At 64.1% G+C, this 23601-nt stretch carries 22 protein-coding genes; 12 read left to right on the forward strand and 10 right to left on the reverse strand.

Translation table 11 applies throughout. The features are described 5' to 3' along the window. Position 1: 1 nt before the first annotated feature. Both NKH28_RS19995 and NKH28_RS20000 read right to left on the reverse strand, forming a co-directional pair. Complete coding sequence (locus NKH28_RS19995; RefSeq protein ID WP_352980231.1) at positions 2 to 1198, reverse strand: acyltransferase family protein; 1197 nt, start codon at positions 1196 to 1198, stop codon at positions 2 to 4. Positions 1199 to 1631: 433 nt separating this feature from the next. Beyond that, on the reverse strand, positions 1632 to 3038 hold the full coding sequence (locus tag NKH28_RS20000; RefSeq protein WP_352980171.1) for a DHA2 family efflux MFS transporter permease subunit: 1407 nt from the start codon (positions 3036 to 3038) through the stop codon (positions 1632 to 1634). Between the two features lie 202 nt (positions 3039 to 3240). Here NKH28_RS20000 and NKH28_RS20005 point away from each other — a divergent pair, with 202 nt between their 5' ends. After that, entirely contained in the window at positions 3241 to 4143 is a 903-nt protein-coding gene (locus NKH28_RS20005) for a sigma-70 family RNA polymerase sigma factor (protein ID WP_352980173.1), read from the forward strand. A gap of 92 nt (positions 4144 to 4235) precedes the next feature. Here the strand turns inward: NKH28_RS20005 and NKH28_RS20010 are convergent, their stop codons facing one another. Continuing rightward, complete coding sequence (locus tag NKH28_RS20010) at positions 4236 to 5438, reverse strand: MFS transporter (protein WP_352980175.1); 1203 nt, start codon at positions 5436 to 5438, stop codon at positions 4236 to 4238. A gap of 216 nt (positions 5439 to 5654) precedes the next feature. Here NKH28_RS20010 and NKH28_RS20015 point away from each other — a divergent pair, with 216 nt between their 5' ends. Next, positions 5655 to 6083 (forward strand): VOC family protein, encoded by a 429-nt coding sequence (locus NKH28_RS20015; protein WP_352685254.1) that lies wholly within the window; start codon positions 5655 to 5657, stop codon positions 6081 to 6083. Positions 6084 to 6164: 81 nt separating this feature from the next. Here NKH28_RS20015 and NKH28_RS20020 read toward each other — a convergent pair whose 3' ends face one another. After that, a complete protein-coding gene (locus NKH28_RS20020) occupies positions 6165 to 7058 on the reverse strand; it encodes a LysR family transcriptional regulator (RefSeq protein ID WP_352541215.1) in 894 nt (297 codons plus the stop codon). Positions 7059 to 7155: 97 nt separating this feature from the next. Here NKH28_RS20020 and NKH28_RS20025 point away from each other — a divergent pair, with 97 nt between their 5' ends. Continuing rightward, the gene (locus NKH28_RS20025) at positions 7156 to 7905 is read left to right on the forward strand and encodes an SDR family NAD(P)-dependent oxidoreductase (RefSeq protein WP_023677277.1); all 750 of its coding nucleotides are present in this window, start codon (positions 7156 to 7158) and stop codon (positions 7903 to 7905) included. Positions 7906 to 8057: 152 nt separating this feature from the next. Continuing rightward, positions 8058 to 8441, forward strand: coding sequence for a YybH family protein (locus NKH28_RS20030; RefSeq protein WP_352980178.1), 384 nt, complete (start codon positions 8058 to 8060; stop codon positions 8439 to 8441). 69 nt (positions 8442 to 8510) lie between these two features. On the opposite strand, the gene NKH28_RS20035 is transcribed toward NKH28_RS20030, so the two are convergent. After that, positions 8511 to 8972: an Lrp/AsnC family transcriptional regulator gene (locus NKH28_RS20035; RefSeq protein WP_126105586.1), complete on the reverse strand. Its 462-nt coding sequence runs from the start codon at positions 8970 to 8972 to the stop codon at positions 8511 to 8513. A gap of 155 nt (positions 8973 to 9127) precedes the next feature. Between NKH28_RS20035 and NKH28_RS20040 the strand changes: the two genes are divergently transcribed. Further along, complete coding sequence (locus tag NKH28_RS20040; RefSeq protein WP_352980180.1) at positions 9128 to 10135, forward strand: ornithine cyclodeaminase family protein; 1008 nt, start codon at positions 9128 to 9130, stop codon at positions 10133 to 10135. A gap of 80 nt (positions 10136 to 10215) precedes the next feature. On the opposite strand, the gene NKH28_RS20045 is transcribed toward NKH28_RS20040, so the two are convergent. Together NKH28_RS20045 and NKH28_RS20050 are read right to left on the reverse strand one after the other, a co-directional pair. Continuing rightward, the gene (locus NKH28_RS20045) at positions 10216 to 11148 is read right to left on the reverse strand and encodes a dimethylarginine dimethylaminohydrolase family protein (protein WP_352980182.1); all 933 of its coding nucleotides are present in this window, start codon (positions 11146 to 11148) and stop codon (positions 10216 to 10218) included. Positions 11149 to 11181: 33 nt separating this feature from the next. After that, entirely contained in the window at positions 11182 to 12774 is a 1593-nt protein-coding gene (locus NKH28_RS20050; protein ID WP_352980233.1) for a zinc-binding metallopeptidase family protein, read from the reverse strand. A gap of 75 nt (positions 12775 to 12849) precedes the next feature. On the opposite strand from NKH28_RS20050, the gene NKH28_RS20055 reads away from it, so the two are divergent. The 6 genes from NKH28_RS20055 to NKH28_RS20080 all read left to right on the forward strand — a co-directional run bounded on the left by NKH28_RS20055 (position 12850) and on the right by NKH28_RS20080 (position 18178). After that, the gene (locus NKH28_RS20055) at positions 12850 to 13737 is read left to right on the forward strand and encodes a LysR substrate-binding domain-containing protein (protein ID WP_023677271.1); all 888 of its coding nucleotides are present in this window, start codon (positions 12850 to 12852) and stop codon (positions 13735 to 13737) included. 124 nt (positions 13738 to 13861) lie between these two features. Next, positions 13862 to 14956, forward strand: coding sequence for an ABC transporter ATP-binding protein (locus NKH28_RS20060; protein WP_023677270.1), 1095 nt, complete (start codon positions 13862 to 13864; stop codon positions 14954 to 14956). Between the two features lie 67 nt (positions 14957 to 15023). After that, complete coding sequence (locus NKH28_RS20065; protein WP_023677269.1) at positions 15024 to 16139, forward strand: ABC transporter substrate-binding protein; 1116 nt, start codon at positions 15024 to 15026, stop codon at positions 16137 to 16139. Between the two features lie 17 nt (positions 16140 to 16156). Next, positions 16157 to 16990, forward strand: a complete 834-nt coding sequence (locus NKH28_RS20070) for an ABC transporter permease (RefSeq protein WP_352473751.1) — start codon at positions 16157 to 16159, stop codon at positions 16988 to 16990. Positions 16991 to 16994: 4 nt separating this feature from the next. Beyond that, positions 16995 to 17801, forward strand: coding sequence for an ABC transporter permease (locus NKH28_RS20075; protein ID WP_352980184.1), 807 nt, complete (start codon positions 16995 to 16997; stop codon positions 17799 to 17801). A gap of 89 nt (positions 17802 to 17890) precedes the next feature. Then, positions 17891 to 18178 (forward strand): DUF982 domain-containing protein, encoded by a 288-nt coding sequence (locus NKH28_RS20080; RefSeq protein ID WP_352980186.1) that lies wholly within the window; start codon positions 17891 to 17893, stop codon positions 18176 to 18178. 42 nt (positions 18179 to 18220) lie between these two features. Here NKH28_RS20080 and NKH28_RS20085 read toward each other — a convergent pair whose 3' ends face one another. The 3 genes from NKH28_RS20085 to NKH28_RS20095 form a co-directional block, all read right to left on the reverse strand. Beyond that, positions 18221 to 18529 carry a HigA family addiction module antitoxin gene (locus NKH28_RS20085; protein WP_352770473.1) on the reverse strand — a complete coding sequence of 103 codons (309 nt, stop codon included), beginning with the start codon at positions 18527 to 18529 and terminating at the stop codon, positions 18221 to 18223. Positions 18530 to 18644: 115 nt separating this feature from the next. Beyond that, on the reverse strand, positions 18645 to 19703 hold the full coding sequence (locus NKH28_RS20090) for a glycosyltransferase family 2 protein (RefSeq protein WP_352770472.1): 1059 nt from the start codon (positions 19701 to 19703) through the stop codon (positions 18645 to 18647). A 467-nt stretch (positions 19704 to 20170) separates the two neighbouring features. Next, positions 20171 to 21502: a dicarboxylate/amino acid:cation symporter gene (locus tag NKH28_RS20095; protein WP_031211944.1), complete on the reverse strand. Its 1332-nt coding sequence runs from the start codon at positions 21500 to 21502 to the stop codon at positions 20171 to 20173. Positions 21503 to 21740: 238 nt separating this feature from the next. On the opposite strand from NKH28_RS20095, the gene NKH28_RS20100 reads away from it, so the two are divergent. Further along, positions 21741 to 23600, forward strand: coding sequence for a sensor histidine kinase (locus NKH28_RS20100; RefSeq protein WP_352980188.1), 1860 nt, complete (start codon positions 21741 to 21743; stop codon positions 23598 to 23600). The last annotated feature ends 1 nt before the right edge of the window (position 23601 follow it).

The following is a 23601-nucleotide window of genomic DNA, read 5'->3' on the forward strand; positions in this document are numbered from 1 at the left end:
ATCAGCTCCGATCGGTTCGGTGCAGCTTGCGCGGCAAGGGTGACGTGCCGCCATCAAGCGGCCTGCCCGGATATGCTCCGGCCGCGATCCATCCGGCATTGCCCACGTCCATGCCTGCCGAGATGGCGCCTGGGCCTTTTCCAGCAACATAGGGGAAGTGGCGCTTGAGGCTGTTGAGCGGCTTTTCGAAAAGCAGCCACGAAACCGAAGCCAGCATGAGCGTCGCAGTTCCCGCGACCAGGAACCGCCCCGGCCCTTGCTCCGAGACGTTGAGCGGGATCCAGGGCTGCGACTTGACAACCAGAGCCAGCACTATGGGATGGTAGAGATAGACGCCGTAGCTTATGCGGCCAAGGCCAAGCAGCGGCGGCAGTTCGAGAAGTTTTCCGACGCGACCGCCAATGCCCGTTGAACAGCTTGCAACGATGACCACCAGAGGCGCGACAGGCAGGATCTGCAACAGCAGCCAGAGACCCCATTCCTGCACCGGATTTGCCGGCGCCGGCGCAAACCACTGCAGAACGAAAAACGCCGCGGCGAGCCCCGGCCAGCCAGCTCGGAGCCATTGCGGCAAGCCGGCTGTTCTTGACCGGTAGGCGGCGAGCAGCGCGCCTGACGCCAATGCATCCATCGACGCCGGCGGCAGCAGGTCGCGCGCCAAAACGGGCGTTCCCGCGATTGGCCAATAGAACCGGTAGGCCAGCGACAGCACGATCACGCCGATGCAGATCGCTTCGAGGCGCTGGCGCGGTGCCAGCAGGACGATCAGTGGCCAGGCGATATAGAACTGCTCCTCGATGCTCAGGCTCCAGAAATGGCAGAGCAGCCAGGGCGTCCATTCATTCTGCGCCGCGTACCAGAAATTCGACAGATAGAGGGCATGCCAGGCCAGCGATCCTCTGGACTGCTCCAGGTCCACCAGCCAGACGAAACCCAGCACGGCGAAATAGGGCGGGAATATTCGCAGCGCCCGCCTGATATAGAAGGATTTCAGCGCCGGTCCGGTTTCGAATTCGGCGGCCGCTCTGGCTTCCAGCAGTAGTCGCGTGATCAGAAAGCCGCTCAGCACGAAGAACAGGCGCACGCCGATATGGCCCCAGAACGAGGACCCTCCGGCCGCGAAGAAATGCGAGTACAGCACCATCGTCACGGCGATGGCCCTCAGCGCGTCCAATTGGGTGTCGCGCGCATTTCCCATTAGCGGCATACGCCGGCGGGACGGCGAAACTGCCAATCGGTCAATATAGCGGCGTCGTTCACGGCGCATTCCAATCGGAAGCGCCCCCCTTGCGCAGAATAGGACCACCATTGTGCAACGCAACACAAAAAGTTGACACATTTGAAACAGGAACGTGAGGCGCGACTAATAAAAGCCAAAAAACAGCAGGAAACAGCCTGAATTGTCCATTCTTGACGATTTTTTCGCACTGCCTTGGCCCGCCGATATCGGCGAGAGGGTGCTGCGATGCAGCATGTTCGCCGCCATCACGGGCGCAAGATCTGGGTCTGGACACAGATGCCCCGCCACAGGACCGGCCGGCAACCGACGCTCGGCGACCTTTTTGCTGCGCTGGCGCGGCTGCTGTTAGCGCGACAACAGTGGGAGCAAGCGCAAGCTTCCCGCCTTCGAGTTACGCCTCCTTGCTGGCATTCGCGAGCGCCACTGCGCGACGCTCCGGGAGCGCCAATCCGACGAGCGCGCCGGCGAGCGAGAGCAGAGCGGAGACGTCGATTGCCGAGGTGAAGCCATCGCTGAACGCGTCGGTGGACGAGAAGCTTCCAGTGCCGGCGAACACCGCACCGGCGATCGCGATCCCGGATACGCCACCGAGGAAGCGGAATGTGTTGAACGTGCCGGCAGCCTTGCCGACCTCCGGCCGGGCGACCGCATTGAGAACCGCGTTCTGCGCGGCAGGCATGGCCATCGACACGCCGGCACCGGTAATGATCAGCGGGGCGACTAGCTGAACGTAGGGCAGATCAGGTGCTGCGATCTGCGCCAGCCAGGCCATTCCAGCCGCTTGCAGGATCAGTCCGGCCACGACAAGCCAGCGCTCGCCAACGCGGTTGATCAGGCTGCCGGCGATCGGTGCGACCACGAAAAGCGTGGCGGTCCAAGGCAGCAATCCCATGCCGGCGCCGAGCGGCCCACGGCTCTGGGCAAACTGCAGAAACTGCGGCAACAGGAACACGAGGCCATACATGGCCGCGCAGAGCAGGAAGTTCGCCCCTACGCCCGAGGAGAATGCACGCGCCCGAAAGAACCGCAAAGGCAGCATGGGCTCACGGGTACGCAACTGCCAAAGGACGAATGCGATGGCCAGAAGCAGCCCGGCCGTCAGCGCCGACAGCACTTCAGAGCTGCTCCAGCCCGCAATGTTGCCGCGCATCAGACCCCAGACCACTCCAAATGCCGCCGCGGTTACCAGCACGACGCCGAGGACATCGATTGCCGTGCCCGGCCCGTAACTCTCCGGAATCCGACGCATCACCAGCGGGATGAGGACGATGCCGACCGGGACATTGAGCCAGAAGATCCAGTGCCAGGAGAGGCCTTCGGAGATCGCACCGCCCGCCATCGGGCCGATGATCAGGGCCAGGCCGGTGATGCTGCTGAAGATACCCAGCGCCTTGCCTCGTTCCTCCGGAGGAAAAGCGACGCTCAGCAGCGCCATGGCCAGCGGCATGACCATTGCGGCACCTGCGCCCTGGACCGCACGGGCCGCAATCAGCAATCCGGCATTGCCAGCGAGCGCGCAGGCAACCGACGCTGCGACGAACAACGCCAATCCGGCAACGAGCGTACGGCGGCGGCCGAACCTGTCACCGAGCGCAGCCCCGGTCATGAGCAGGACGGCAAAACTCAAATTATAGGCGTTCATCGTCCATTGCAGCGTCTCCAGCGAGGCATCGAGCTCGACCCGCATCGTGCTCAATGCCGTCGCCACGACCATCGCATCGAGAACGACCATCAAGGAGCCTATCGACGTGAGGGCGAGAACCCAGACCTTCGTTGATCCCGCACTTTGCTTGCTCATGACTATGGCGCCTCCGGCTTGAAAAAGGGGCCCGCCAGGTTGACGGGTCCGTGATCCAGAGACGCGTAGGAACCATCAAAGGATTCCAGCAAGAGAAAGTTTTTTCGACGAATCCTTTTGCCATCGTCGAGCGTCTATAAGACGCTGCGCCTGATGACGGGCGCCCTGCCTGGGAGATACGCATGAAATTGATCCTTGTGCGATGACCGGATCCGCAACCGGCACCCCAGAAGGACGGGAGCCATTTGACCGGCTGCTCGGCGAATTACGGCCGAAACTGCACCGTTATTGCGCCCGCATGACCGGTTCGGTGATCGATGCCGAGGATGTTGTCCAGGAAGCTACGGTCAAGGCGCTCGAGGCGTTCCCCGGGACCGGGCCGATTGCCAATGTCGAGGGCTGGCTGTTTCGCATCGCGCACAATGCCGCGCTCGACCACCTGCGCCGTCGTGCCAGGTTGGATGCCGCGCATGTCGTTGAGGATATCGATATGATCCCGGACCCCGGTATGTCGGCCGAGGGTCGACACACTGCAGCCGCAAGCCTGCAGACTTTCATGCGCCTGCCCGCGGCGCAGCGTAGCAGCGTCATCCTCATGGATGTGCTCGGCTATACGATCGAAGAGATCGGCAACATTATCGACAGCAGCGTTCCGGCGGTGAAAGCCGCACTGCATCGCGGCCGTTTGCGCTTGCGCGAAGTCTCCGGCGAGCCTGACGATCGGCCTGTGCCGGTGTTGGCCGAGCCCGAGCGGGCGCGTCTGGCAGCCTACGTGGAGCGGTTCAACGCCCGCGACTTCGATGCGATCCGCGACATGCTGGCCGAGGACGTCCGGCTTGACCTCGTCAACCGGCTCCGGGCGAGCGGCCGCACGAAAGTGAGCCGGTACTTCCACAATTACGCGGGTATCCACGATTGGCGGCTGCTTCCAGGCCTGGTGGATCGGCGCCCAGCCATTCTGGTGATCGACCCGGATGACTCGGCCGGAGGGCCAAAATATCTCATCCTGCTGGAATGGGCCGGCGACAGACTGTCGAGAATTCGCGATTTCCGCTATGCGCGCTACACGCTTGATGGCGCCGAGGTGGTGCCTCTGCTTGCATAGCAATTCGCGTTTCATAATGCCGAACACTGCCAGCTATTTTGGATCGCGGCCGCTTGCCATCCAAGCGGCCGCCCTTTTCCGCCGATCCTGCTTTAAGCCGGTTGCAACTCCCTGCGCGGCAGCGGCGGGAAGGCGATCGCAATCGCCATCGCGCCAAGCCCGACAAGAGCCGAGCCGATAAACAGCCAGGAATAGCTGGCGTAGGCATCGAACACCATGCCGCCGGCGAGCGGGCCGAAAGCCATGCCGAGGCTGGACAGCATGGTTACTGCACCGAACACCGTGCCGAGGATGCGCTGGCCGAAATATTCCCGCGCCAGCACCGCATAGAGCGGCATGACGCCGCCATAGGTGGCGCCGAAGATGACGGCGAGCGTGTAGAATTGACCAAGCTCGCTGACCGCCAGATAGGCGGCTATAACCACGGCCTGTATGGCCAGCCCGGTAATCAGCACCGGCTTGACGCCCAGCCGATCGGCAAGCACGCCGTAAAGCAGCCGGCCACCCAGCCCTGCCAGGCCCTCGATGCTGTAGATGCTGACCGCCGCCATCGGCGCTATGCCGCACAGCATCGCATAGCTCACCATGTGGAAGATCGGCCCGGAATGCGCCGCGCAGCAGGCAAAGAAGGTCAGTCCCAACACGATGAATTGCGGCGAGCGCAGCGCCTGCGGAACCGTCATGCCGGCACCCTCGGCGACAACGCTTGGGGCAGCGCCGTCGGCAGCGGGCTTGGGCGGCTGGCGCACCAGAAGCGCGGCCGGCAGTAGCAGCACCCACGCGGTTATGCCGATGTCGAACATTGCGGTGCGCCAGTCGTAGGCCGAAATCAGCCAGCGGGCGAAGGGCGAGATGGTCATTGGCGCCACGCCCATGCCGGCCGAGACCAGCGAGACGGCGAGGCTGCGGTTCGTGTCGAACCAGGCGGAGGTGAGCGCGATCATCGGCGCGAAGAAGGCGCTTGCCGCGAGGCCGACGAGCACGCCGTAGGCCAACTGGAAAACGAGCAGCGAACCGGTGCGGCTGGCCAGGACCAGCGCCAGGCCAAGCAGCACGGCGCCGGTCATCACGACGATGCGGGCGCCGAAGCGGTCGTAAATGGCGCCCCAGACGAAGCCGCCGAGGCCCATTACCAGGAAGTTCAGCGTCATCGCACTCGATATGCCGGCGCGCGACCATTGTGTGTCAAGCGCCATCGGTTCGAGAAAGATCGCCAGCGAGAACATCGCCCCGAGGGCGACACAGGTCATCAGCGCGCCAGCCGCGACGATAACCCAACGATAGGGAAGGCTCATTTCACTTTTCTCCCATGCCGGAAGCGTTGATACGGCACGACCTTTTCGAGCTTCGCCGAGCCGCTTGCGTCCGAAGGACGTTGGACATGTCATGAATCCGACAATCCGGTTGCATTTTTTATCCAGTCGGCGCGATGGCGCCATTCCACGGCTTTCTGGATTGACCGCGCACCATTCGAAGCTAGATTTCCAACCGGCGATCAGGAGCTGTCAAGCATGGCAAATCAGGAACTTCATCGCGGGCGTCTCATCGACCACCTCCATCTGGTGGTCAGGGATCTCAAGGCCAGCCGTCGTTTCTACGAGGCGGTTCTCAACGTGCTCGGCATACCGATCGGTGGCGCCGGCAATGATTATTTCTGGGCCGACGAGCTGTTCATCTCCAGCCCCGACAGCCCGGCGGCCCTGGGAAAGCTGACCGGCCGCCACCACCTGGCCTTCCAGGCAAAGGACCGCGCGATGGTCGATGCCTTCTACAGGGCCGGGCTTGAGGCCGGCGGCACCGACAATGGTGCGCCGGGCGAGCGATCCTACCATCCCGGCTATTACGCCGCCTTCCTGCTCGACCCCGACGGCAACAACATCGAGGCCGTCCACCACGGCGCGGCCAACCGCAGCGCCGATTCAGTGAAGATCACGTTCTAGCTTCGGGTAAGGGTGGCTCGCACCGGCCGGCACGGTTGGTCTCTGCCAAAAGCTGGGTGCTTGCGTCAGACCGCGTCTGCCCTATCGCGTCAGTGCCGCCATTTGGCCCACCAGGAAGTCGACGAACAGCCGCGCCCGGACCGGTAGCTGCCGCCCGTAGGCATGGACGATGTGCACCGGCATGGTCCGCATCGCCACCTCGGGCAGCATGCGGACCAGGCGGCCCGTGTCGAGATCGTCCTGCACCGCAAACTGCATGAGATGCGCGATGCCGGCACCGGCAAGTGCTGCATTGCGGATGGCGCCGCCGTCGTCGGTGTCTAACCGGCCATCCGGCACGATCATCGTACCGTCGGCAAACGTGACCGGATAAGGCCGGCCGGCCATCTGGTGGCGGACGAAATCATGATTCTGTAGGTCCTCGACCGATGCCGGGCGGCCGCGCCGCTCGACATAGGCCGGTGAGGCCACCAGCACGATCGGCAGATTGGCGATCTTGCGGGCAACCAGCCCCGTGTCCGACAGCGCCCCCATGCGCACGGCAACATCATAGCCTTCGCGGATCAGATCGGCGTGACGGTCGGTGACGCTGAGCTCGACCTTCACTTCGCCATGCTGCGCAAGGAACGCTTGCGCCCATGCCGCGATCAGGCCGCGACCGAGTTCGACCGGCGCTGTAACGCGCAGCAGGCCGCGCGCCGTATCGGCCATCTGGACGATGTCTTCGGCATCGTCCAGCGCCCTTAGCAGTGGCGCCACGCGCTCGTAATAGGCGAGGCCTTCGCTGGTGAGCCCGAGCCGACGCGTCGAGCGCTGGATCAGCCTGACGCCGAGCCGGCGCTCGAGCCGCGCCACGCTTTTCGACACCGCCGACGGGCTGGAGCCGACCAGCCGGCTGGCGGCATGGAAAGAGCCGGCATCGACGGTTCGGACGAAGGCGACGAGACCGGCGGTCTTTTCGAGGATGGTGGTCATTCCGGAATTCCAGGAACGAAAGAACGGATTGTGGGCACCATAATACGCGTTTCGATCATGATTAAATACCGCTCATCGTCAACAAAGGAGAGATTTGATGAGCAAGCTGAACGGCAAGGTCGCCATCGTCACCGGCGCCTCCAAGGGTATCGGCGCCGCCATCGCCAAGAGTCTTGCCACGGCCGGCGCCGCAGTGGTCGTCAACTACGCCTCGTCACGGGAAGGCGCCGACCGCGTCGTCGCCGAGATCGAGGACCGTGGCGGCCGCGCCGTCGCCGTCCAGGGCGACGTGTCGCAAGCGGCTGATGTGCGCCGCCTGTTCGAGGCGGCGAAATTGGAGTTTGGCGGGCTCGACATACTGGTCAACAATGCCGGAGTCTTCGCATTCGAGCCGCTGGAAGCGGTTACCGAGGCCGAGTTTCACCGCGAGTTCGACACCAATGTGTTGGGCATCATTCTGACCACGCAAGCAGCAGTGAACCATTTTGGCGCGGGCGGCGGCAGCATCATCAACATAAGCTCGGTCGCCAGCCGCAATCCGCAACCGAACTCGCTCGTCTACGCCGCGACCAAAGGTGCGGTGGACACGATCACGCTGTCGATGTCGCGGGAGCTCGGCGCACGCAACATCCGCGTCAACGCCATCGCGCCCGGCGGCATCGATACCGAGGGCCTCGCGCGCATCGGCATCGTCGGCAGCGAATTCGAGAAGCAGATTATAGCCATGACGCCGCTCGGTCGCTTCGGCCTGCCCGACGACGTCGCCCGCGTCGCGGTGTTCCTCGCCTCCGACGAAGCGTCTTGGCTGACCGGCGAGCGCATCACCGCCTCCGGTGGCTGGCGATAGGCATGGAGGGCGCGAACCTGCCGGCTCGCGGACCATGCTACCCGCGGCGCGACGCACTGCAATCGATGACGAGAGCGATCTAAGCCCTATGTAGCAGCGAGGGAGGAGCGCCGTGCGCCATCGATGACGGCGAGATGCCAGGGAGGTAACGGATGACGGGCGACGAAACAGCAATCCGAAAGCTGGTCGAGACGTGGATGGATGCGAGCAAGAGTGGAGACATCGCGACCGTCCTCAGCTTGATGACGGACGACGCGATCTTCATGGTTCCCGGCCGGGAACCCTTCGACAAGGAGATCTTCGCGGCAGCCGCGCGGGAGACGGCCGGCGTTCATATCGACGGCACGAGCGATATCGTGGAACTACAACTTCTCGGCAATTGGGCCTTCATCCGCAGCCGCATCAATATGACCGCGACTCCGCCGGACGGGAAGCCGGTCCATCGATCGGGATTTGCGCTGACGCTCCTGCGCAAGGAGGCGGATGGTGAGTGGCGGCTCGCGCGCGACGCAAACCTGCTGACCCAGCAAGGCTAGAGCCGGTCTCCGGCATCTCTGCACCTAGGCGAAGATGCGATGCAGGTCGCTCTGATCCTCCTCCACTGATCACACCGGCAAGAGGGCGTTCGGCTTGACATCGGCGATGGAGGCGAACGTGTGCGTTTCGCGCACGCCGGGCAGCGGCAGGATGACCCGCTGCAGGAAATCCTGGAACACCGCCATATCGGCGATCCGCGCCTTGACCAGATAATCGAAACCGCCAACCACCATATGGCACTCCAGAACCTCCGGAGCTTTCGCCACGGCTTCGGCGAAGCGGTCAAAGACATGCGGCGCCGTGTGGTCAAGCCGGACCTCGATGAACACCAGCGTTCCCCGGCCGACCTTGCGCGGATCGAGCACGGCCCTGACTGCGGTGATGAACCCGTCGCGGAACAGGCGCTTAACCCGCTGGCTGGTTCCGGTCGGAGACAGCCCGACACGCCCGGCAAGATCAAGCGTCGTCCGGCGTCCGTCTTCCTGGAGCAGCCGGAGCAGGCTGCGGTCTATCTGGTCGAGGTCGCTCATTTCACAATCCACGCTATCTAAGGGATTTGCGTGTTGATTTCACGCAGAGACACCGAAATCAACGTATTTCACAACATAAAACCTCGCAATAGCCTGCGCTTCCCTCACCGCTGAAAGCAAACGTGGTGAGCCGATTTCGAACACAGGAGTGCAGGATGACCAAGGAAGCGTTCAGCCCAGCCGGCAGGAGTGCGGCGGAAATCAGCAAGGGAGCGACCGAGATCCTGGTGCTGAGCGAAGCCGACGTGATGGCGTGCATCGACCTCAGTCAGCTTCTCGATGTTCTGGAAGACGGCTTCAAGGCGCTGTCACAAGGCAAGGTCGTCAATCCACCCCGACCACAGCTCGACATCCCCGAGGCCGGCTACAGCCTCGCCATGCCGGCCTGGATGGAGGGCATGAACCTGACCGTCAAGATCGTCAACGTCTTCGAAGGCAACCTGGCCAAGAACCTGCCCAGCCACCTCGCCACCATCACCCTGTTTGATCCGCTGTCCGGCCTGCCGGTCTGTATCATGGACGGCACCTTCATAACCGCGGTGCGGACCTCCGGCTCCGCCGTGCTGTCGGTGCGCACGCTTGCCCGCAGGGACGCCAGGATAGCGACCGTGGTCGGCGCCGGCGTGCAGGCCAACCAGCACCTGCATCTGTTGCCCTTGGTGCGCGACTTTGCCGAAATCCGTGTCGCTTCGAAGAGCTTCGACGATGCGGCAGCGCTTGCCCGGCTGCATCCGTCGGTGGTGGCGGTCGCCGATCTCGAGACGGCAGTGCGCAGTTCCGACGTGGTGTGCCTGGCGACCCACTCCTACCAGCCGGTGATCGACGCAGGCTGGGTCCAGCCGGGCACGCATGTCTCCTCGGTCGGGGTGGCGCCGCCCGGCGGTGAAATGCCGATCGAGCTCATCGGCAGATCCAGTCTTTTTGTCGAAACCAAGGATGCATTCAAACCGACCCCGGTCGGATCTTGCGAGCTTGCCAGCTTCGACCCGGATTTCGGCACCGAGCTTGGCGCCATGCTGCTCGACCGCGCGCCGGGCCGCGTTTCGGATCAACAGATCACCATCTACAAGGCGATGGGCATTGCGATGGAAGACATGGTCGCTGCCGACCTCGTCTATCGTTGCGCCCGGCGTCTGCGCAAGGGAAAGCTCATCGTGCTGTAGGGGCGCGCCGCACGCCAGGCGGGATCGACGGTGCTGACAATGGCGCTTTCGCGCAAGCGGCCGGGCTAAAGGCCGGCCCCTCAGGCCGGCTCGCGCTTCAGCGCCTGCGCCATGCAGTGAATGCCGCCGCCGGTCTTCGAGATCTCGCTCATGTCGATGGCCGCCACCTCGAAGCCGCGCGCCTTGAGCTGGCCGATCAGTGTCTGGCTCGAGGTCGGGGCGATTACCCTGTCCTTGCCCAGCGACATGAAGTTGCAGCCGAGCGCCATGGTATCCTGGAACGGCACGTCGATGATCTCGTGGCCCTTGCCCTTCAGCCAGTCGACGATGCCCCGTTCCGTACAGGCAAGGCAGACGGCGGTCAGCTTTTCGGCGATCGGCACCACCATCAGGTCGATATGGACGTAATACTCGTCGATGAAGGCGATCCGGGTCTCCCAGCCCTCCTTGTCGAACCAGGCCTGGACCTGGCGCGCGCCCTCCTCCTGCGTGCGGGCGCCGCCGCAGCCGATCAGCACGACGCCGTCCTCGATGACGTTGAAGTCGCCGCCCTCGAACGTGCCGGCGGTGACCATATCATAGATCGGGATGCCGAGCTTCTCATAGGTGCGGATCGCCGCGTAGTTCTCGCCACGCCGCCACCATTGCGACATGGCGGTGATGATGGCGCCGTACGGCGTCATGACGCTGGAATCGCGCGAGTAGACCTGCATCGGCAGTTCCGGCGTCGGCTCGTGCCAGTGGATATTGACACCGAAATGCTCATAGGCGGCGACCAGGTCCTTGTGCTGCGCCTGCGCGATCTGGACGTTGCATGGCGCTTCGCGCAGGTGCTTGCGCGACAGCGAGCTGGTCGAGAGATGGCGCAGGAAATTCGGCGAGCCGAGCAGCACGTCGGTCAGCACGTCGGTCTCGTTGGCGAAGCCCCAGGCGGTCAGCGGCTTGGTTCCGCCGGCCGGGTTGCGGTGCTGCAGCGAAAACGGCTCGGCGACGATGCGGTCATGGACGGTCATGGGGTTTCTCCTCGTGAAGGGCGGCTTGGTTGATCATGCGGCTTGGTTGCCTGGTATCCACCAATCCCGTCCGCGCGGGGTGGTGATGTATTCCGGCCAGCGAAATCTGATTGGCGGATCGTAGTCGCAGAGCGGCGCGATCCAGTTCGAGCCGCCGATGCCGCCGCCGGTGCGGGTGACGAATTCATCCATCGCCGCGTCGCGCGCAGCCTCGTCTTCCAACAGGCGAAGTGCTGCCAGCGCGACCGTCTTTGCGGCGCAGATGACCATCGGGTCGATGGTGGCAGAAATGCCGCCCAGCGCATTCATCGCCCAGGACGGAAACGCGTGGCCGTTCTCGGATCGCAGCGCCGGCCGGGCGACGTAGAACCGCGCCGTCGGCGTCTGCCACGACATGTCGGTGTAATCGTCGGAGGTCGAATTCAGCTGCGATGGCGGCAAGTCACGGCGCAGGATCGCCTCGGCATCCTGTGGTGCAATCAGCCGCTCCAGTTCGTCGATGAATGGTTCCTCGGTCGCCTCGCCCCCGGCATTGACCTGGACTTCGCGGGCGATCGCCTTGGCCGTCTTGTCCCAGCACGGCGGCCCGACCGCCGCCAGCGCGTCGAAGGCAATGCCGGCCATTGCGTGGTTGGCAAGCCCCGGCCGCGACTTCGACACCCAGTGCCGCTCATGGCGGCAGCCGCTCATCCTGGCTGCGGCTTCCGCATTGCGGTCGAGCACGGCGGTGACCTGCTCGGCCATCGCCAGCGTCGGCACGCGGATCATGTACTGGATCTCGGCCAGCCCGGCCGGCAGATTGTCGGCGGTCGCCTGGCCCGCCGTCAGGATCGCCTCGCTGATCGACCAGCCGCCCTGATGCGGCAGCATGGAATCGCGCAGCGCCTTGGACGCCATATACATCATCATCAGCGCGTCGTTGGCGCCGGGCGCCCTGACTGCCGAATGCGCCTGCGGGATGGGTGCTGCGCCGCCTGCCGCCCTCGCCCAATGTTCCGGCTCGTCGCACACAAAGCGGTAGATCATCGCATAGGCCGCACCGCAATGCGTATCCCAGCGCGCGGTATTGCAGAGCGGCAGCATATAAAAAGGATGGAAGGAGACCATGCCCGCCAGCCCATCGTAATAGCCCTTCGCGGCATGGATCGGCTTCGACCCGCGCACCTTCTCCGCCGGCTCGCCGGTGAAGCGCAGCGTGCCTGATATGCCGTGGCGCTGCATCGCCGCCTTGGTCGCCAGCAGCCCGCCGAGGCTGGCAATGCCGAGGCCGGAATGCGGATCGGTGTGGCCGCCAGCCTGTTCGCCGAGGCCCGGGCGCGGTCGCTTCACCGTCGCCGCATCCTGGCAATTGCCGGGCACTGCATCATACTCGGCATACAGGCCGATGGTCGGCCCCGCGCCGTTGGTCCAGTGGGCGCAGAAGGCGGTCGGCATGCCGCCAGAACCTTCCTCGACGGAAAAGCCTTCGTGCTTCAGATGCTCGACATACCAGGCGGCCGACTGGTATTCGCGCCAGGCGGTCTCGCCGAAGTCGAAGATTGTCCGCGTCCACGCCGACAGCGACGGCTGGATGTCGTCCAGACAGGCAAGTGCGGTCGCTTGCGCGGAGGTCACCGGTTTCTCCATGGTGGAAAGAAAGCAGTGAAGCGCCCCGCCAAAAAGTGATATGTTTTCCCGGCTCATGCAAATTCGGTTCACCTCTTGAGAATTCCCTCGACGCAGGCGCTGCGCGCCCTCGACAGTTTTGCCCGCCACGGCAGCGTCTGGCGCGCCGCCGACGAACTGCATCTGACCCGCAGCGCAGTCAGCCATCAGCTTCGCCTGCTCGAACGCGATCTCGGCTTCGACCTGCTCGAGCGCATTGGCAAGGGCGTGGCGCTGACGCCGCGCGGCCAGCGCTATGCCAGCGACGTGCGCAAGGCGCTGACGGTGCTGGGCGACGCGGTGACACGCCATGCCGGCACCGGCATCGGCGGCTCGTTCAGCGTCAGTTGTACGCCGGGTTTCGCCTCGCTGTTCCTGTGCACCCATATCGGCGAGTTCCGGCAGATGTACCCCGATGTCGCGCTGCGCATCCTGACGCCGCGCCGTCTCGACGACGTGAGCAATGCCGAGGCCGATGCCTTCATCGCCTTCGGCGTCGGCAATTGGCCGAACCGCGCGGTCGAGCTGTTGTGCGGGATCTCCTTTACGCCGCTGTGCAGCCCGACGCTGCTCAACAAGATCGGCGGCTTCTCCAAGCCGGCCGACGTGCTGCGCGCCAATCTCCTGCATCTCGGCGATACCGAGGACTGGGCGCGCTGGCTGGCGCTGTCCAAGGTCGAGAACCCCGACCCGGAAGGCGGCATCTTCTTTTCCGACATGAACCTGGTCTTTTCGGCGGCGATCGCCGGCCAGGGCATCGCCATGGGCGACGAGCTGACCAGCGGCCGGGCACTGAGCGAAGGCCGGCTGGTCCGCCCCTTCGACATAGCGATCAATTCACCGCGCTCGTATTTTCTGGTTTCCGAGCACGCCAAGGCGGCGCATCCGGTGCTGGAGGCGTTTGGGCGGTGGCTGCGGTCGAAGCTGTCGGAGAACCAGCGTTAATCTCCCCCCTCGAGGGGGAGATTGGCGCATAGATGAATCAAATTTGCCGATCAGGCGAAAACTATTCGGTTGCGGTGAGCCGCCGCCCTGCCTACGATTTCGCCTACGCTAAGGAAAGGGCAGGATGCAGCAACCCGGCCGGGCCGCAGAGATCAAGGCAATCGGGATCGGCAAGAGCTTCGGCTCGTTCCGTGCGCTGGACGATCTGACGCTCGATATCGGCCGTGGCGAGTTCCTCACCCTGCTCGGCCCCTCCGGTTCCGGCAAGACCACCTTCCTGATGATCCTTGCCGGCTTCATTCAGCCGACCGACGGTCGCCTTTACAGCGACGGCGTCGACATCACCGAGCGGCCGGCCGAGCAGCGTGCCGCCGGCATGGTGTTCCAGGGCTATGCGCTGTTCCCGCATATGAGCGTCGAGGCCAACATCGCCTTTCCGCTCAAGGTGCGAAAGAAACCGGCGGCCGAGATCAAACGCCGCGTCGGCGAAATGATCGAGCGCGTCGGGCTCAAGGGCCACGAAAAGAAACTGCCGTCGCAATTGTCCGGTGGCCAGCAGCAGCGGGTCGCACTGGCGCGGGCGCTGGTGTTCGAGCCGGGCGTACTTTTGCTCGATGAGCCGTTTTCAGCACTCGACAAGGGCCTGCGCGGCCAGATGCAGGCCGAGATGAAGCGGTTGCACCAGGAGACCGGCACCACCTTCGTCTTCGTCACCCATGACCAGAGCGAGGCGCTGGCGTTGTCATCTCGCGTCGCCATCTTCAACCACGGCAAATTGCTGCAGGTCGGCGCGCCGGACGAGGTCTACGACCGGCCGGACAACCGCTTCGTCGCCGAGTTCCTGGGCGAGATCAACATGCTGCCCCTGAAGGGCGTACGCCCGGCCAACAATGGCTCGACGGGCCTCTGCGAAGACCGCGCGATCAGCATGCGCTGCAAGGCCGAGAAGGTCCGGGGCGACGCCATCCTGGCGATCCGGCCCGAATACATGTCGATCGCCCGCGAAGCCGCGACAGGCGAGAACGGCATTGCCGCGACTGCCGTCGCCTCGACCTATCTCGGCGCTGCGACGCGGCTCGATCTGACGACGCGGCAAGGCGCCAAGGTGACGATCTCTGTGCCGAACGAGGTCGCCGCTTCCGCGCTCAGCAAGGGCAATTCCGTCTGGCTGACCTGGCCGGCGGAGAAAGGCTTCCTCCTTCCGAACGGAGGACAATGACGATCGGCGCGGCGAATTCGCCAAGCTGACTTTCAGGAAATATCAATGACAAAAAAGGGGAACTGACATGACAAACCAAACCAAGAAAAATTCCATCGAGGCGCTATCCGCCAGGGCAGTGCGCGGCGAGATCTCGCGCCGGCAGTTTACGCAGCTGGCCGCACTGGTGCTGGCCGGCACGCCGATGCTGCTGCGCTCGACCGGCGCCTTTGCCGCGGCTAAGGAACTGGTGCTCGTCAACTGGGGCGGCGACGCCATTACCGCCTATGACGCGGCTTACGGCCAGGCCTTCACCAAGGAAACCGGCATTGTCGTTAAGATGGACGGCTCCGGCCCGACCGAAGGCGCGATCGCGGCGCAGTTCAAGAGCGGCGCCCCGACCTGGGACCTGGTCGACGTCGATCCGTTCTCGGCCATCACGCTCGGCGCCCAAGGCATGCTCGAGCCGATCGATTATGCGGTCGTCGACAAGAAGAAGATGCGGCCGGGCTTCGGCTGGGAATACGCCGCCTCGACCTATTTCTTCTCCTATGTCATCGCCTATGATGCCGAGAAATACGGCAGCCAGGCACCAACCGGCATGGCCGACTTCTTCGACGTGGCAAAATTCCCCGGCAAGCGCTCGCTCTACAAATGGGGCGTGTCGAGCTGGGAAGCGGCACTGCTCGCCGACGGCATCGCACCGGCATCGCTCTACCCGCTCGACCTCAAGCGCGCGCATGACAAGATCGCCGCCTTCAAGGAAAACGTCGTCGCCTATTGGGGTGGCGGCGCCGAAAGCCAGAGCGTGCTGCTCAATGGCGAGGCCTCGATGGCGATCGTCTGGTCGACCCGGGCTTCGCTCATCGAGCAGGATTCCGGCGGCAAGATCAAGTTCATCTGGGACCAGGGCCTGATCTCGCCCGGCGCGCTCGCCGTGCTCAAGGGCAATCCCGGCGGCAAGGACGCGGCGATGAAGTTCATCGCCAGCACCCAGGACCCGGAGAAGGAACTCATCATGTTCGAAAAGCTCGGTCAGGGTCCGGCCAACCCGGCCACCGATGCGCTGATACCCGCCGACAAGAGGCGCATCAATCCGGTCGATCCCGAGAACATGAAGAAGCAGATCCCGCTCGACATGGATTGGTACGCCAAGAACTACGGGGCGGCACTCGACGAATACACGAAGATCATCTCCGCCTGACAAGCCGGGATAACCGGATGAGAGCATACCTCTCCGACAGGATGGGCGCGGCGCTGTTGATGGCGCCGCTGCTCCTCTTTCTTGTGCTGGCCTATGCCTGGCCATTCCTTGGCGTGGTTAAATGGAGCTTCACCCTGCCCACGCCGGGGCTGGGGCAGTACAATGCGCTGCTCACGGATCAGTTGGTGCAGTCGGTCTTCATCCGCACGCTGCGTATCGCCGCGATCGTGACGATCGTTTCGGTTGTCGCCGCCTACGCCATCACCGTTGTCTGGGTACGCGGCACGCCGGTGCAGCGCGTCGTGGCCGAGTTCTGCATCCTGGTGCCGTTCTGGATCTCGGTGCTGACGCGCGCCTTCGGCTGGGTGGCGCTTTTGTCCAATCGCGGCCTGATCAACACCTGGCTGCAGGCGGTCGGCTTCATCTCAGAGCCGCTGGCGCTGGTGCGCAACGAGTTCGGCGTTATCGTCGGCATGACGCATTTCCTCATTCCCTTCGCCGTGTTTCCGCTGGCCTCATCGATGCGCAGCCTCGACGACCGTGTGCTGCTGGCGGCGCGCGGCCTCGGCTCCAGCCGTATGCGCACCTTCTGGTCGGTATTCGTGCCGATGACCAGCTCCGGCATCATCGGCTCGGCGCTGATCGTCTTCGTCTTTTCGCTCGGCTTCTTCGTCACGCCGGCGATCCTCGGCGGCGGCCGTAGCGTGATGATCGCCGAGCTGATCTACCTTCGCATCTTCCAGAGCCCGGACTGGGGCCTGGGCGCCGCAATCAGTGTCGTGCTGGTGCTGTTTGTCGGCGCGCTGATGGCGCTGCTGTTCCGCTATATCAGACCCAAGCAACTGGTGTAGCGCGATGCCGACCTACCGCCCCGGTCCCGTCTCGCTGGTCCTCGCCGCCCTCGTCGCGCTGTTCCTGCTGCTGCCGCTGCTCGCCGTCATCCCGGTATCGCTGACGCCGAGCCGCATGCTGGCGATGCCGTCGGGCGAATTGTCGCTGCGCCATTACCGGGCGCTGATCGAGGATCCGCGCTGGATCGATTCGATCCTGCTCTCGATCAGGATCGGCATCGTCAGCAGCGCCTTTTCCACCGTGCTGGCGCTCTGCTTCAGCCTCGGCATCTGGATGTTCCAGCCGCGCTTCACGGCAGCATTGGTCGGTTTTGTGCTGCTGCCGATGGTGGTGCCGCCGGTGGTCTCGGCAATCACGCTCTACTTCCTGCTGACCTCGATCTCGGGGTTCTCGTCGTTCTTCGGCTATGACACCTGGCTGGGTGTCGCCATGGCGCATGCGGTGATGACGGTGCCCTTCGCCACGGTGCTGATCCTGGTGTCGCTCAGCCAGCTCGACCGCCGCATCGACCTCGCCGCCCGTGGCCTCGGCGCCACCGTGTGGGAGCGCGCCACCCGCATCATCATGCCCAATATCAAGTTCGGCATCGTCACCGCGGCGTTGTTGTCTTTCGTGCTGTCCTGGGAGGAGATCGGCGTCACCCTGTTTATCACCTCGGTCAACGCCATCACGCTGCCGCGCTTGATGTGGATGGGCCTGCGCGACAACATCGACCCGGCGATCGCCGCACTCTCGGTGATCCTGATCGTCATCACCGTACTGGTGCTTGTGGCGCGCAGCGTCGTGGTCAGGCTGCGCGAGGCGCAGTGAGGGCCGCCTCACGCCGTGGTGACTGGCGCGAATGAAACCTTGCGCTACGATTTTCGTTATAGATGGTTCAACACGTCGAGGGCTCTGCCATGAACCAGGGATGGTTTGCCAAGCCGGTTGCGGTTGCGGTCGGCATCGTGGGAGATATCCGCAACATTTCCAACGCACGGCAGGCTGTCGAGTTGCTGGAAGCCCACTGGCGTGACGCCGGCAGCGCCAAACACGGCTTGGCGCTGCGCACATGCCGCCGTGCCATGAGTGACGACCGCTGGACCGAAGCCGCCAGGGACGCGTTCATCGAGGCCGCGCGGGAAGCGCATGTCCTGGTCGAGCGAGCCGTCGAACCGGAGAACCGGTCCAGGCAGGCGGGACCGTGATCGATTTTTGAGAGCTCGGTGGTCCGGCGGATCTATTGCATCTCAGGCAGCATGCAATCTTGGAACGGCGCTGACGTCGACCCCGCGCTCCGCATGCCAGGCATCATAGGCAGCCTGCATCCTGAGCCAGATCGCGGCGCCGTCGCCGAACATCTTTCCAAGACGGGCAGCGACAGCCGGCGACACCGGCTTCTTTTCGCGGATGATGTCATAAAGCTGCTGGCGCGAGATTCCGAGCAGATTGGCGATCTCCACCTTGGTCTTTCCGGTTGCCGGGATAATGTCGTCAAGCAGCGCTCCAGGGTGGGATGGGCAGCGCTCCATCGGACGCATCGGCTCATAAGAGGTCATGGGCTGGTTGTCCTTTCGCTTGGGGCGCCACGTACCCATAATGATATTGTTCGAAATCTACCCGGGTTGCCAGACCTCCCGAAAACCTGGCGGAGTTGTGGCACAGCGCCACCCACTATCCCATGGCGTGGCGGATGGTCTTGGACAGGCGGCTCAAAAATGCCGGCCTCGACGACGCATCAAGCTTCCACGACAGCACCGCGGTCGCCATTTTCCGCGGCAACACCCCGACCGACAGGAACCAGGCGGCAAGGATTGCACGCCGCCGCAGGGATGCGGTCATTTCGAAGCTGGCGACCGCGCCGGCCGCCCCGAGCGCCAGCCGGGAATCGTCGGCCACGGGATGTCGGCCGCTGTCCGCGCAGAGCGATGCCAGCCGCTCTTCCAGGTGGACCGGATCGTGGCGGACAGCATCCGACGGCACGATGGTCAGGCCGATCCCGGAGGCCTGGTCAGACAGCGCCTGCATGCGGCGGAAATCGTGAGTTACCCGCCAGCGTGCCCGCTCGGCGAGCTTTTCACCGAAGACTGAATGGTTGGCGCCATGGATCCGGTAGGCGCCGAGGCATTCGTCGATCGATTGGACATGCCCGTACATCGGCGCCAGCGTTGCCAGATAGCCGTCGGCGCCCTGGCGGAACTCCGGCTCCGGTATCGGCATGATCGATTCGAGCGTTGCGCGGTCAAAGGCCAGCCCGCTGGTCACGGTCGTCTGATAGCGGCCCTTGTGCAGGAGTTTCGGCATGACGTCGCCGCTGTCGAAAGCCAGTTCGGGCGGCGGAAAGACATCCTTGATGCGTTGCCCTTCGTCAACGATATGCAGTCTGGACTGGACCTGGGCGGTTGCCTCGTCCCAGGTCTCGACGATGGTGGAGACGGCGGTCGGATAGAGATAATCGTCGGCGTCGAGGAACAGGACGATCTTGCCCGAGCTCGCAGCGAAGCCGGTGTTGAACGCCGCCGCGTGTCCGCCATTTTGCGCTCGCGGGCATGCGAGGATCTCGTCGCGATAGGATTCCATGATTGTCGTGGAATTGTCCTGCGATGCATCGTCGACGACGATGACTTCGACATCCGCGTAGTCCTGCTCGAGGGCGCTGTCGATGCAGCGTTTGAGGAACCGCGCATAGTTGTAGTTCGGGATGATGATGGATACCGGAATGACAGGCTGCATCGCGTTTGACCTCGCATCTTGCTTTGGTTCGGCAAAGGCCCGCTAATGGGCCCGCCCCCTCTTCAAGCGCCCCTCTTGGCGCAACGAGTTCCCTGGGAGAAAGCCTGCGCTTCCCACGAGGAGACGGGTCACGTTTCGCGTTGCGACTTCGTACTGAGGCCGCCATTGCCTTCGAGGCTGCTGCCATGGTCAGGGTCGGCGGCAGCAAAAGCTCCGACGTTCGGCCAAGGTGGGTCGCAACCGAGCCCGACGGAAATGTCTCGCCTCGCGATCAGGTCGGGAGCGAAGCGGACGGGTGCCCTGAAGGCATGGCGGATACTGGCCTGCAAATGCGGCTGGAACAAGCCCCGCGTCGAAAATAGCGCCACTTCAGGTTGCGTTTCAGGCGGCATACCGCGACCGCCGCCGCTTCTGCCCCGAAGCCGGCGAACCGCCTCCGGGGCCTTGTGGTCATGTGGCCTGGACGGTCAGGCGGCCTGCAAACCCGGCAGCGACAGGTCGACTTCCTCCGGCAAGTCGCCGGCCATGGCGGCGGCAAACTTCGTCTGGTCAAGTTCTCCCTCCCAGCGTGCCACCACCACTGTCGCCACCGCATTGCCGATGAAATTGGTCAGCGCCCGGCATTCCGACATGAAGCGGTCGACACCAAGGATCAGCGCCATGCCGGCGACCGGCACGGTGGGGACGACTGAAAGCGTTGCCGCCAGCGTGATGAAGCCCGCGCCGGTGATGCCGGCAGCACCCTTGGAGCTCAGCATGGCGACGGCGAGCAGCAGGATCTGGTCGCCGTAGGTGAGTGGCGTGTCGGTCGCCTGCGCGATGAACAGCGCCGCCAGCGTCATGTAGATGTTGGTGCCGTCGAGGTTGAAGGAATAGCCGGTCGGGATGACCAGACCGACCACCGAGCGGTTGCAGCCGGCGCGCTCCATCTTGGCCATGAGGCCCGGCAATGCCGCTTCCGAGGACGAGGTGCCGAGCACCAGCAGCAGCTCTTCCTTGATGTAGCGGATCAGCGCCAGGATCGAGAAGCCGTTGTAGCGGGCGACAGCGCCGAGCACCACCAGCACGAACAGCAGCGCGGTCAGGTAGAACGTGCCGATCAGCATGGCGAGGTTGGCGATCGAGCCGATGCCGTATTTGCCGATCGTGAAGGCCATGGCGCCAAACGCGCCGATCGGTGCGGCCTTCATCAGGATGGCGACGAGGCGGAAGATCGGCGTGGTCAGCGCCTGCAGGAAATCGACGACCGGACGGCCGCGATCGCCGACCAGCGCCAGGGCGACACCGAACAGCACCGAGAAGAACAGCACCTGCAGGATGTCGCCCTGTGCGAAGGCGCCGGTGATGGTGTCGGGGATGATGTTCATCAGGAAGCCGACGATGGTAGTGTCGTGCGCCTTCTCGGCATAGGCCGCCACCTTGGCGGTATCGAGCGTCGCTGGATTGATGTGCATGCCGGCGCCGGGCTGGACGACATTGGAGACGACCAGGCCGACGACCAGCGCCAGCGTCGAGAACACCAGGAAATAGATCATCGCCTTGCCGGCGACGCGGCCGACCTTCTGCAGGTCGGAAACACCGGCGATGCCGGTCGCCACCGTCAGGAAGATCACCGGCGCGATCACCATCTTCACCAGCTTGATGAAAGCATCGCCGAACGGCTTCATCGCCTCGCCGGTTTCGGGATAGAAATGGCCGAGCAGCACGCCGGCGGCGATCGCCGCGAGCACCTGCACATATAGATGCCGGTATAAGGGAAGTTTGCCGCGCGGCTCGGCGGCAGCGATTGCTGTCTGCATAACGTCCTCCATGGCGCCCCGATCGAAAGCTCGACTCCCCGGGGCAGTTGTTTTGAGACCAGCAGCCTCGCGACTGCTGAATTCGTGTTTGCAACAGTCGTGCCAGATACGCAGAAGAGCTTTTCATCATTGATTTTGTTGAGCATTCGCAAACGTCCGCTGTGCTGGACGCATGGATAGGTGCGAATCTCCGCATAGGTCGAATTGTGCTTTGTGCGAATTCATGCACAAATGGGCGATGCTGCAACGCCCCGCCGGTGCCTTGTCTTCGACGCCCGAGCAACTCGCCAGGCGGGCGCGCCGAGCCTGGCTGCTGTTTGCGGCCATCGCGCTTTTGATCGTCACGGCAGCGCTCTACGGCGCCGGCCTTTACGGCCGCACCGCCGAGATCGGGACCCTGGCGGCGCAGGGGCGTACCGACGCCAATCTGAAGGTCGCGCTGCTGCGCGCGGTGCTCGAAAGCCCGCGCGCCCTGCCGCTGCTTTTGTCCGCAGACCAGCAAGTGCGTGACGCGCTGTCGCAGAAAAATGCCGCGGCAATCGATGTGCTGAACCGCAAGCTCGAGGGGCTGGTCTCCGGCACCAAGGCGTCGGTACTCTATGTCGTCGGCACCGATGGACTGGCGGTCGCCTCCAGCAACTGGCGCGAGCCGATCAGCTTCGTCGGCAATGACTACCGTTTCCGCGACTATTTCTCCGGCGCGATGCAGGCCGGAACCGCCGAGTATTTTGCGCTCGGCAATGTCAGCAAGCGCCCCGGCCTCTACATTTCGCGGCGCGTCGGCGACACAGACGCACCGCTCGGCGTCGTCGTCGTCAAGATGGAGTTCGACCAGCTCGAAGCCGACTGGCGCGAGGCGAACCGCCCGGCTTATGTCAGCGACGAGAATGGCGTCGTGCTGATCACCAGCGTGCCGTCCTGGCGTTTCATGACAACCGCACCGCTGGCCGCACCTAAGCAAGCCGCGATCCGCGACAGCCAACAGTTCGGCGACGCGCCGCTTGTGCCGTTGCCGATCAAGCACGCGCAGGCGCTCAGCCCGGATGTGTCGATCGTCCACGCGGTGACGCCCGGCGGCAGCGACGCGGAGTATCTCAGCCTTTCCACGACGGTTCCTTCGACCCCCTGGCGGCTCGACTATCTGATCCCGGCTGAAGCGCCGATCGCCGCTGCGGTCCGCGAAATGCGGCTTCTTGCGCTCGGCGTCGTCGTCCCGCTGCTCGGCCTTGCCGCGTATCTGTTGTGGCGCCGGCAGTCGGCGCAGATGCGGATTGCCGCTGAACAGGCGGCCCGCACCGAACTCGAACGCCGCGTCGTCGAACGGACCGAGGATTTGAGCCGCGCCCGCGACCGGTTGCAGGCCGAGATAACAGGCCACCGCAGCACGGAAGCCAAGCTCCAAATCGTGCAGCAGGATCTGGTCCAGGCCAACCGCCTCGCCATCCTCGGCCAGGTCGCGGCCGGTGTCGCCCATGAGATCAACCAGCCGGTCGCCACCATACGCGCCTATGCCGACAATGCCCGCACCTTCCTCGACCGCAAGCAGACCGGGCCGGCCGAGGAAAACCTCGGCGCTATCGCAGCCCTTACCGAACGCATCGGCTCAATCACCGAGGAGTTGAAGGCATTTGCCCGCAAGGGCCGCACCGCCGCCGAGCCTGTCGAATTGCGCGGCGTCATCGAGGGCGCCGTCATGCTGTTGAGAAGCCGCTTTGCCGGCCGGCTCGACGCATTGGCCATCGACCTGCCGCCGCCGAGCCTCAAGGTCATGGGCAATCGGGTGCGGCTCGAACAGGTGCTGATCAACCTCTTCCAGAACGCGCTCGAAGCACTCGACGGCCGCGACGACGCTCGTGTGCAGGTGTCGGTCGAGGAGACCGCGGACGGCGTGACGGTCGGCGTGTCCGATAACGGACCGGGCATTCCACCCGCGATCCTCAAATCGCTGTTCACGCCGTTCAACACCTCCAAGGAAAAAGGCCTTGGCCTTGGCCTCGTCATCTCGAAGGACATCGTCGCCGATTATGGCGGCCGCATCGAAGTTTCGAGCGACGACAGCGGCACCCGCTTCACCATTCATCTCCAGACAGCAGCGTAAG

Origin of the sequence: Mesorhizobium sp. M1227, from assembly GCF_040318315.1 — a bacterium.
Taxonomy (GTDB): domain Bacteria; phylum Pseudomonadota; class Alphaproteobacteria; order Rhizobiales; family Rhizobiaceae; genus Mesorhizobium.

Excerpts from the sequence above, each read along its gene's own strand:
- NKH28_RS19995 (WP_352980231.1), bottom strand. The coding sequence starts at position 1,198 with ATGGGAAATGCGCGCGACACCCAATTGGACGCGCTGAGGGCCATCGCC.
- NKH28_RS20000 (WP_352980171.1), bottom strand. The coding sequence starts at position 3,038 with ATGAGCAAGCAAAGTGCGGGATCAACGAAGGTCTGGGTTCTCGCCCTC.
- NKH28_RS20005 (WP_352980173.1), top strand. The coding sequence starts at position 3,241 with ATGACCGGATCCGCAACCGGCACCCCAGAAGGACGGGAGCCATTTGAC.
- NKH28_RS20010 (WP_352980175.1), bottom strand. The coding sequence starts at position 5,438 with ATGAGCCTTCCCTATCGTTGGGTTATCGTCGCGGCTGGCGCGCTGATG.
- NKH28_RS20015 (WP_352685254.1), top strand. The coding sequence starts at position 5,655 with ATGGCAAATCAGGAACTTCATCGCGGGCGTCTCATCGACCACCTCCAT.
- NKH28_RS20020 (WP_352541215.1), bottom strand. The coding sequence starts at position 7,058 with ATGACCACCATCCTCGAAAAGACCGCCGGTCTCGTCGCCTTCGTCCGA.
- NKH28_RS20025 (WP_023677277.1), top strand. The coding sequence starts at position 7,156 with ATGAGCAAGCTGAACGGCAAGGTCGCCATCGTCACCGGCGCCTCCAAG.
- NKH28_RS20030 (WP_352980178.1), top strand. The coding sequence starts at position 8,058 with ATGACGGGCGACGAAACAGCAATCCGAAAGCTGGTCGAGACGTGGATG.
- NKH28_RS20035 (WP_126105586.1), bottom strand. The coding sequence starts at position 8,972 with ATGAGCGACCTCGACCAGATAGACCGCAGCCTGCTCCGGCTGCTCCAG.
- NKH28_RS20040 (WP_352980180.1), top strand. The coding sequence starts at position 9,128 with ATGACCAAGGAAGCGTTCAGCCCAGCCGGCAGGAGTGCGGCGGAAATC.
- NKH28_RS20045 (WP_352980182.1), bottom strand. The coding sequence starts at position 11,148 with ATGACCGTCCATGACCGCATCGTCGCCGAGCCGTTTTCGCTGCAGCAC.
- NKH28_RS20050 (WP_352980233.1), bottom strand. The coding sequence starts at position 12,774 with ATGGAGAAACCGGTGACCTCCGCGCAAGCGACCGCACTTGCCTGTCTG.
- NKH28_RS20060 (WP_023677270.1), top strand. The coding sequence starts at position 13,862 with ATGCAGCAACCCGGCCGGGCCGCAGAGATCAAGGCAATCGGGATCGGC.
- NKH28_RS20065 (WP_023677269.1), top strand. The coding sequence starts at position 15,024 with ATGACAAACCAAACCAAGAAAAATTCCATCGAGGCGCTATCCGCCAGG.
- NKH28_RS20070 (WP_352473751.1), top strand. The coding sequence starts at position 16,157 with ATGAGAGCATACCTCTCCGACAGGATGGGCGCGGCGCTGTTGATGGCG.
- NKH28_RS20075 (WP_352980184.1), top strand. The coding sequence starts at position 16,995 with ATGCCGACCTACCGCCCCGGTCCCGTCTCGCTGGTCCTCGCCGCCCTC.
- NKH28_RS20080 (WP_352980186.1), top strand. The coding sequence starts at position 17,891 with ATGAACCAGGGATGGTTTGCCAAGCCGGTTGCGGTTGCGGTCGGCATC.
- NKH28_RS20085 (WP_352770473.1), bottom strand. The coding sequence starts at position 18,529 with ATGACCTCTTATGAGCCGATGCGTCCGATGGAGCGCTGCCCATCCCAC.
- NKH28_RS20090 (WP_352770472.1), bottom strand. The coding sequence starts at position 19,703 with ATGCAGCCTGTCATTCCGGTATCCATCATCATCCCGAACTACAACTAT.
- NKH28_RS20095 (WP_031211944.1), bottom strand. The coding sequence starts at position 21,502 with ATGCAGACAGCAATCGCTGCCGCCGAGCCGCGCGGCAAACTTCCCTTA.
- NKH28_RS20100 (WP_352980188.1), top strand. The coding sequence starts at position 21,741 with ATGCTGCAACGCCCCGCCGGTGCCTTGTCTTCGACGCCCGAGCAACTC.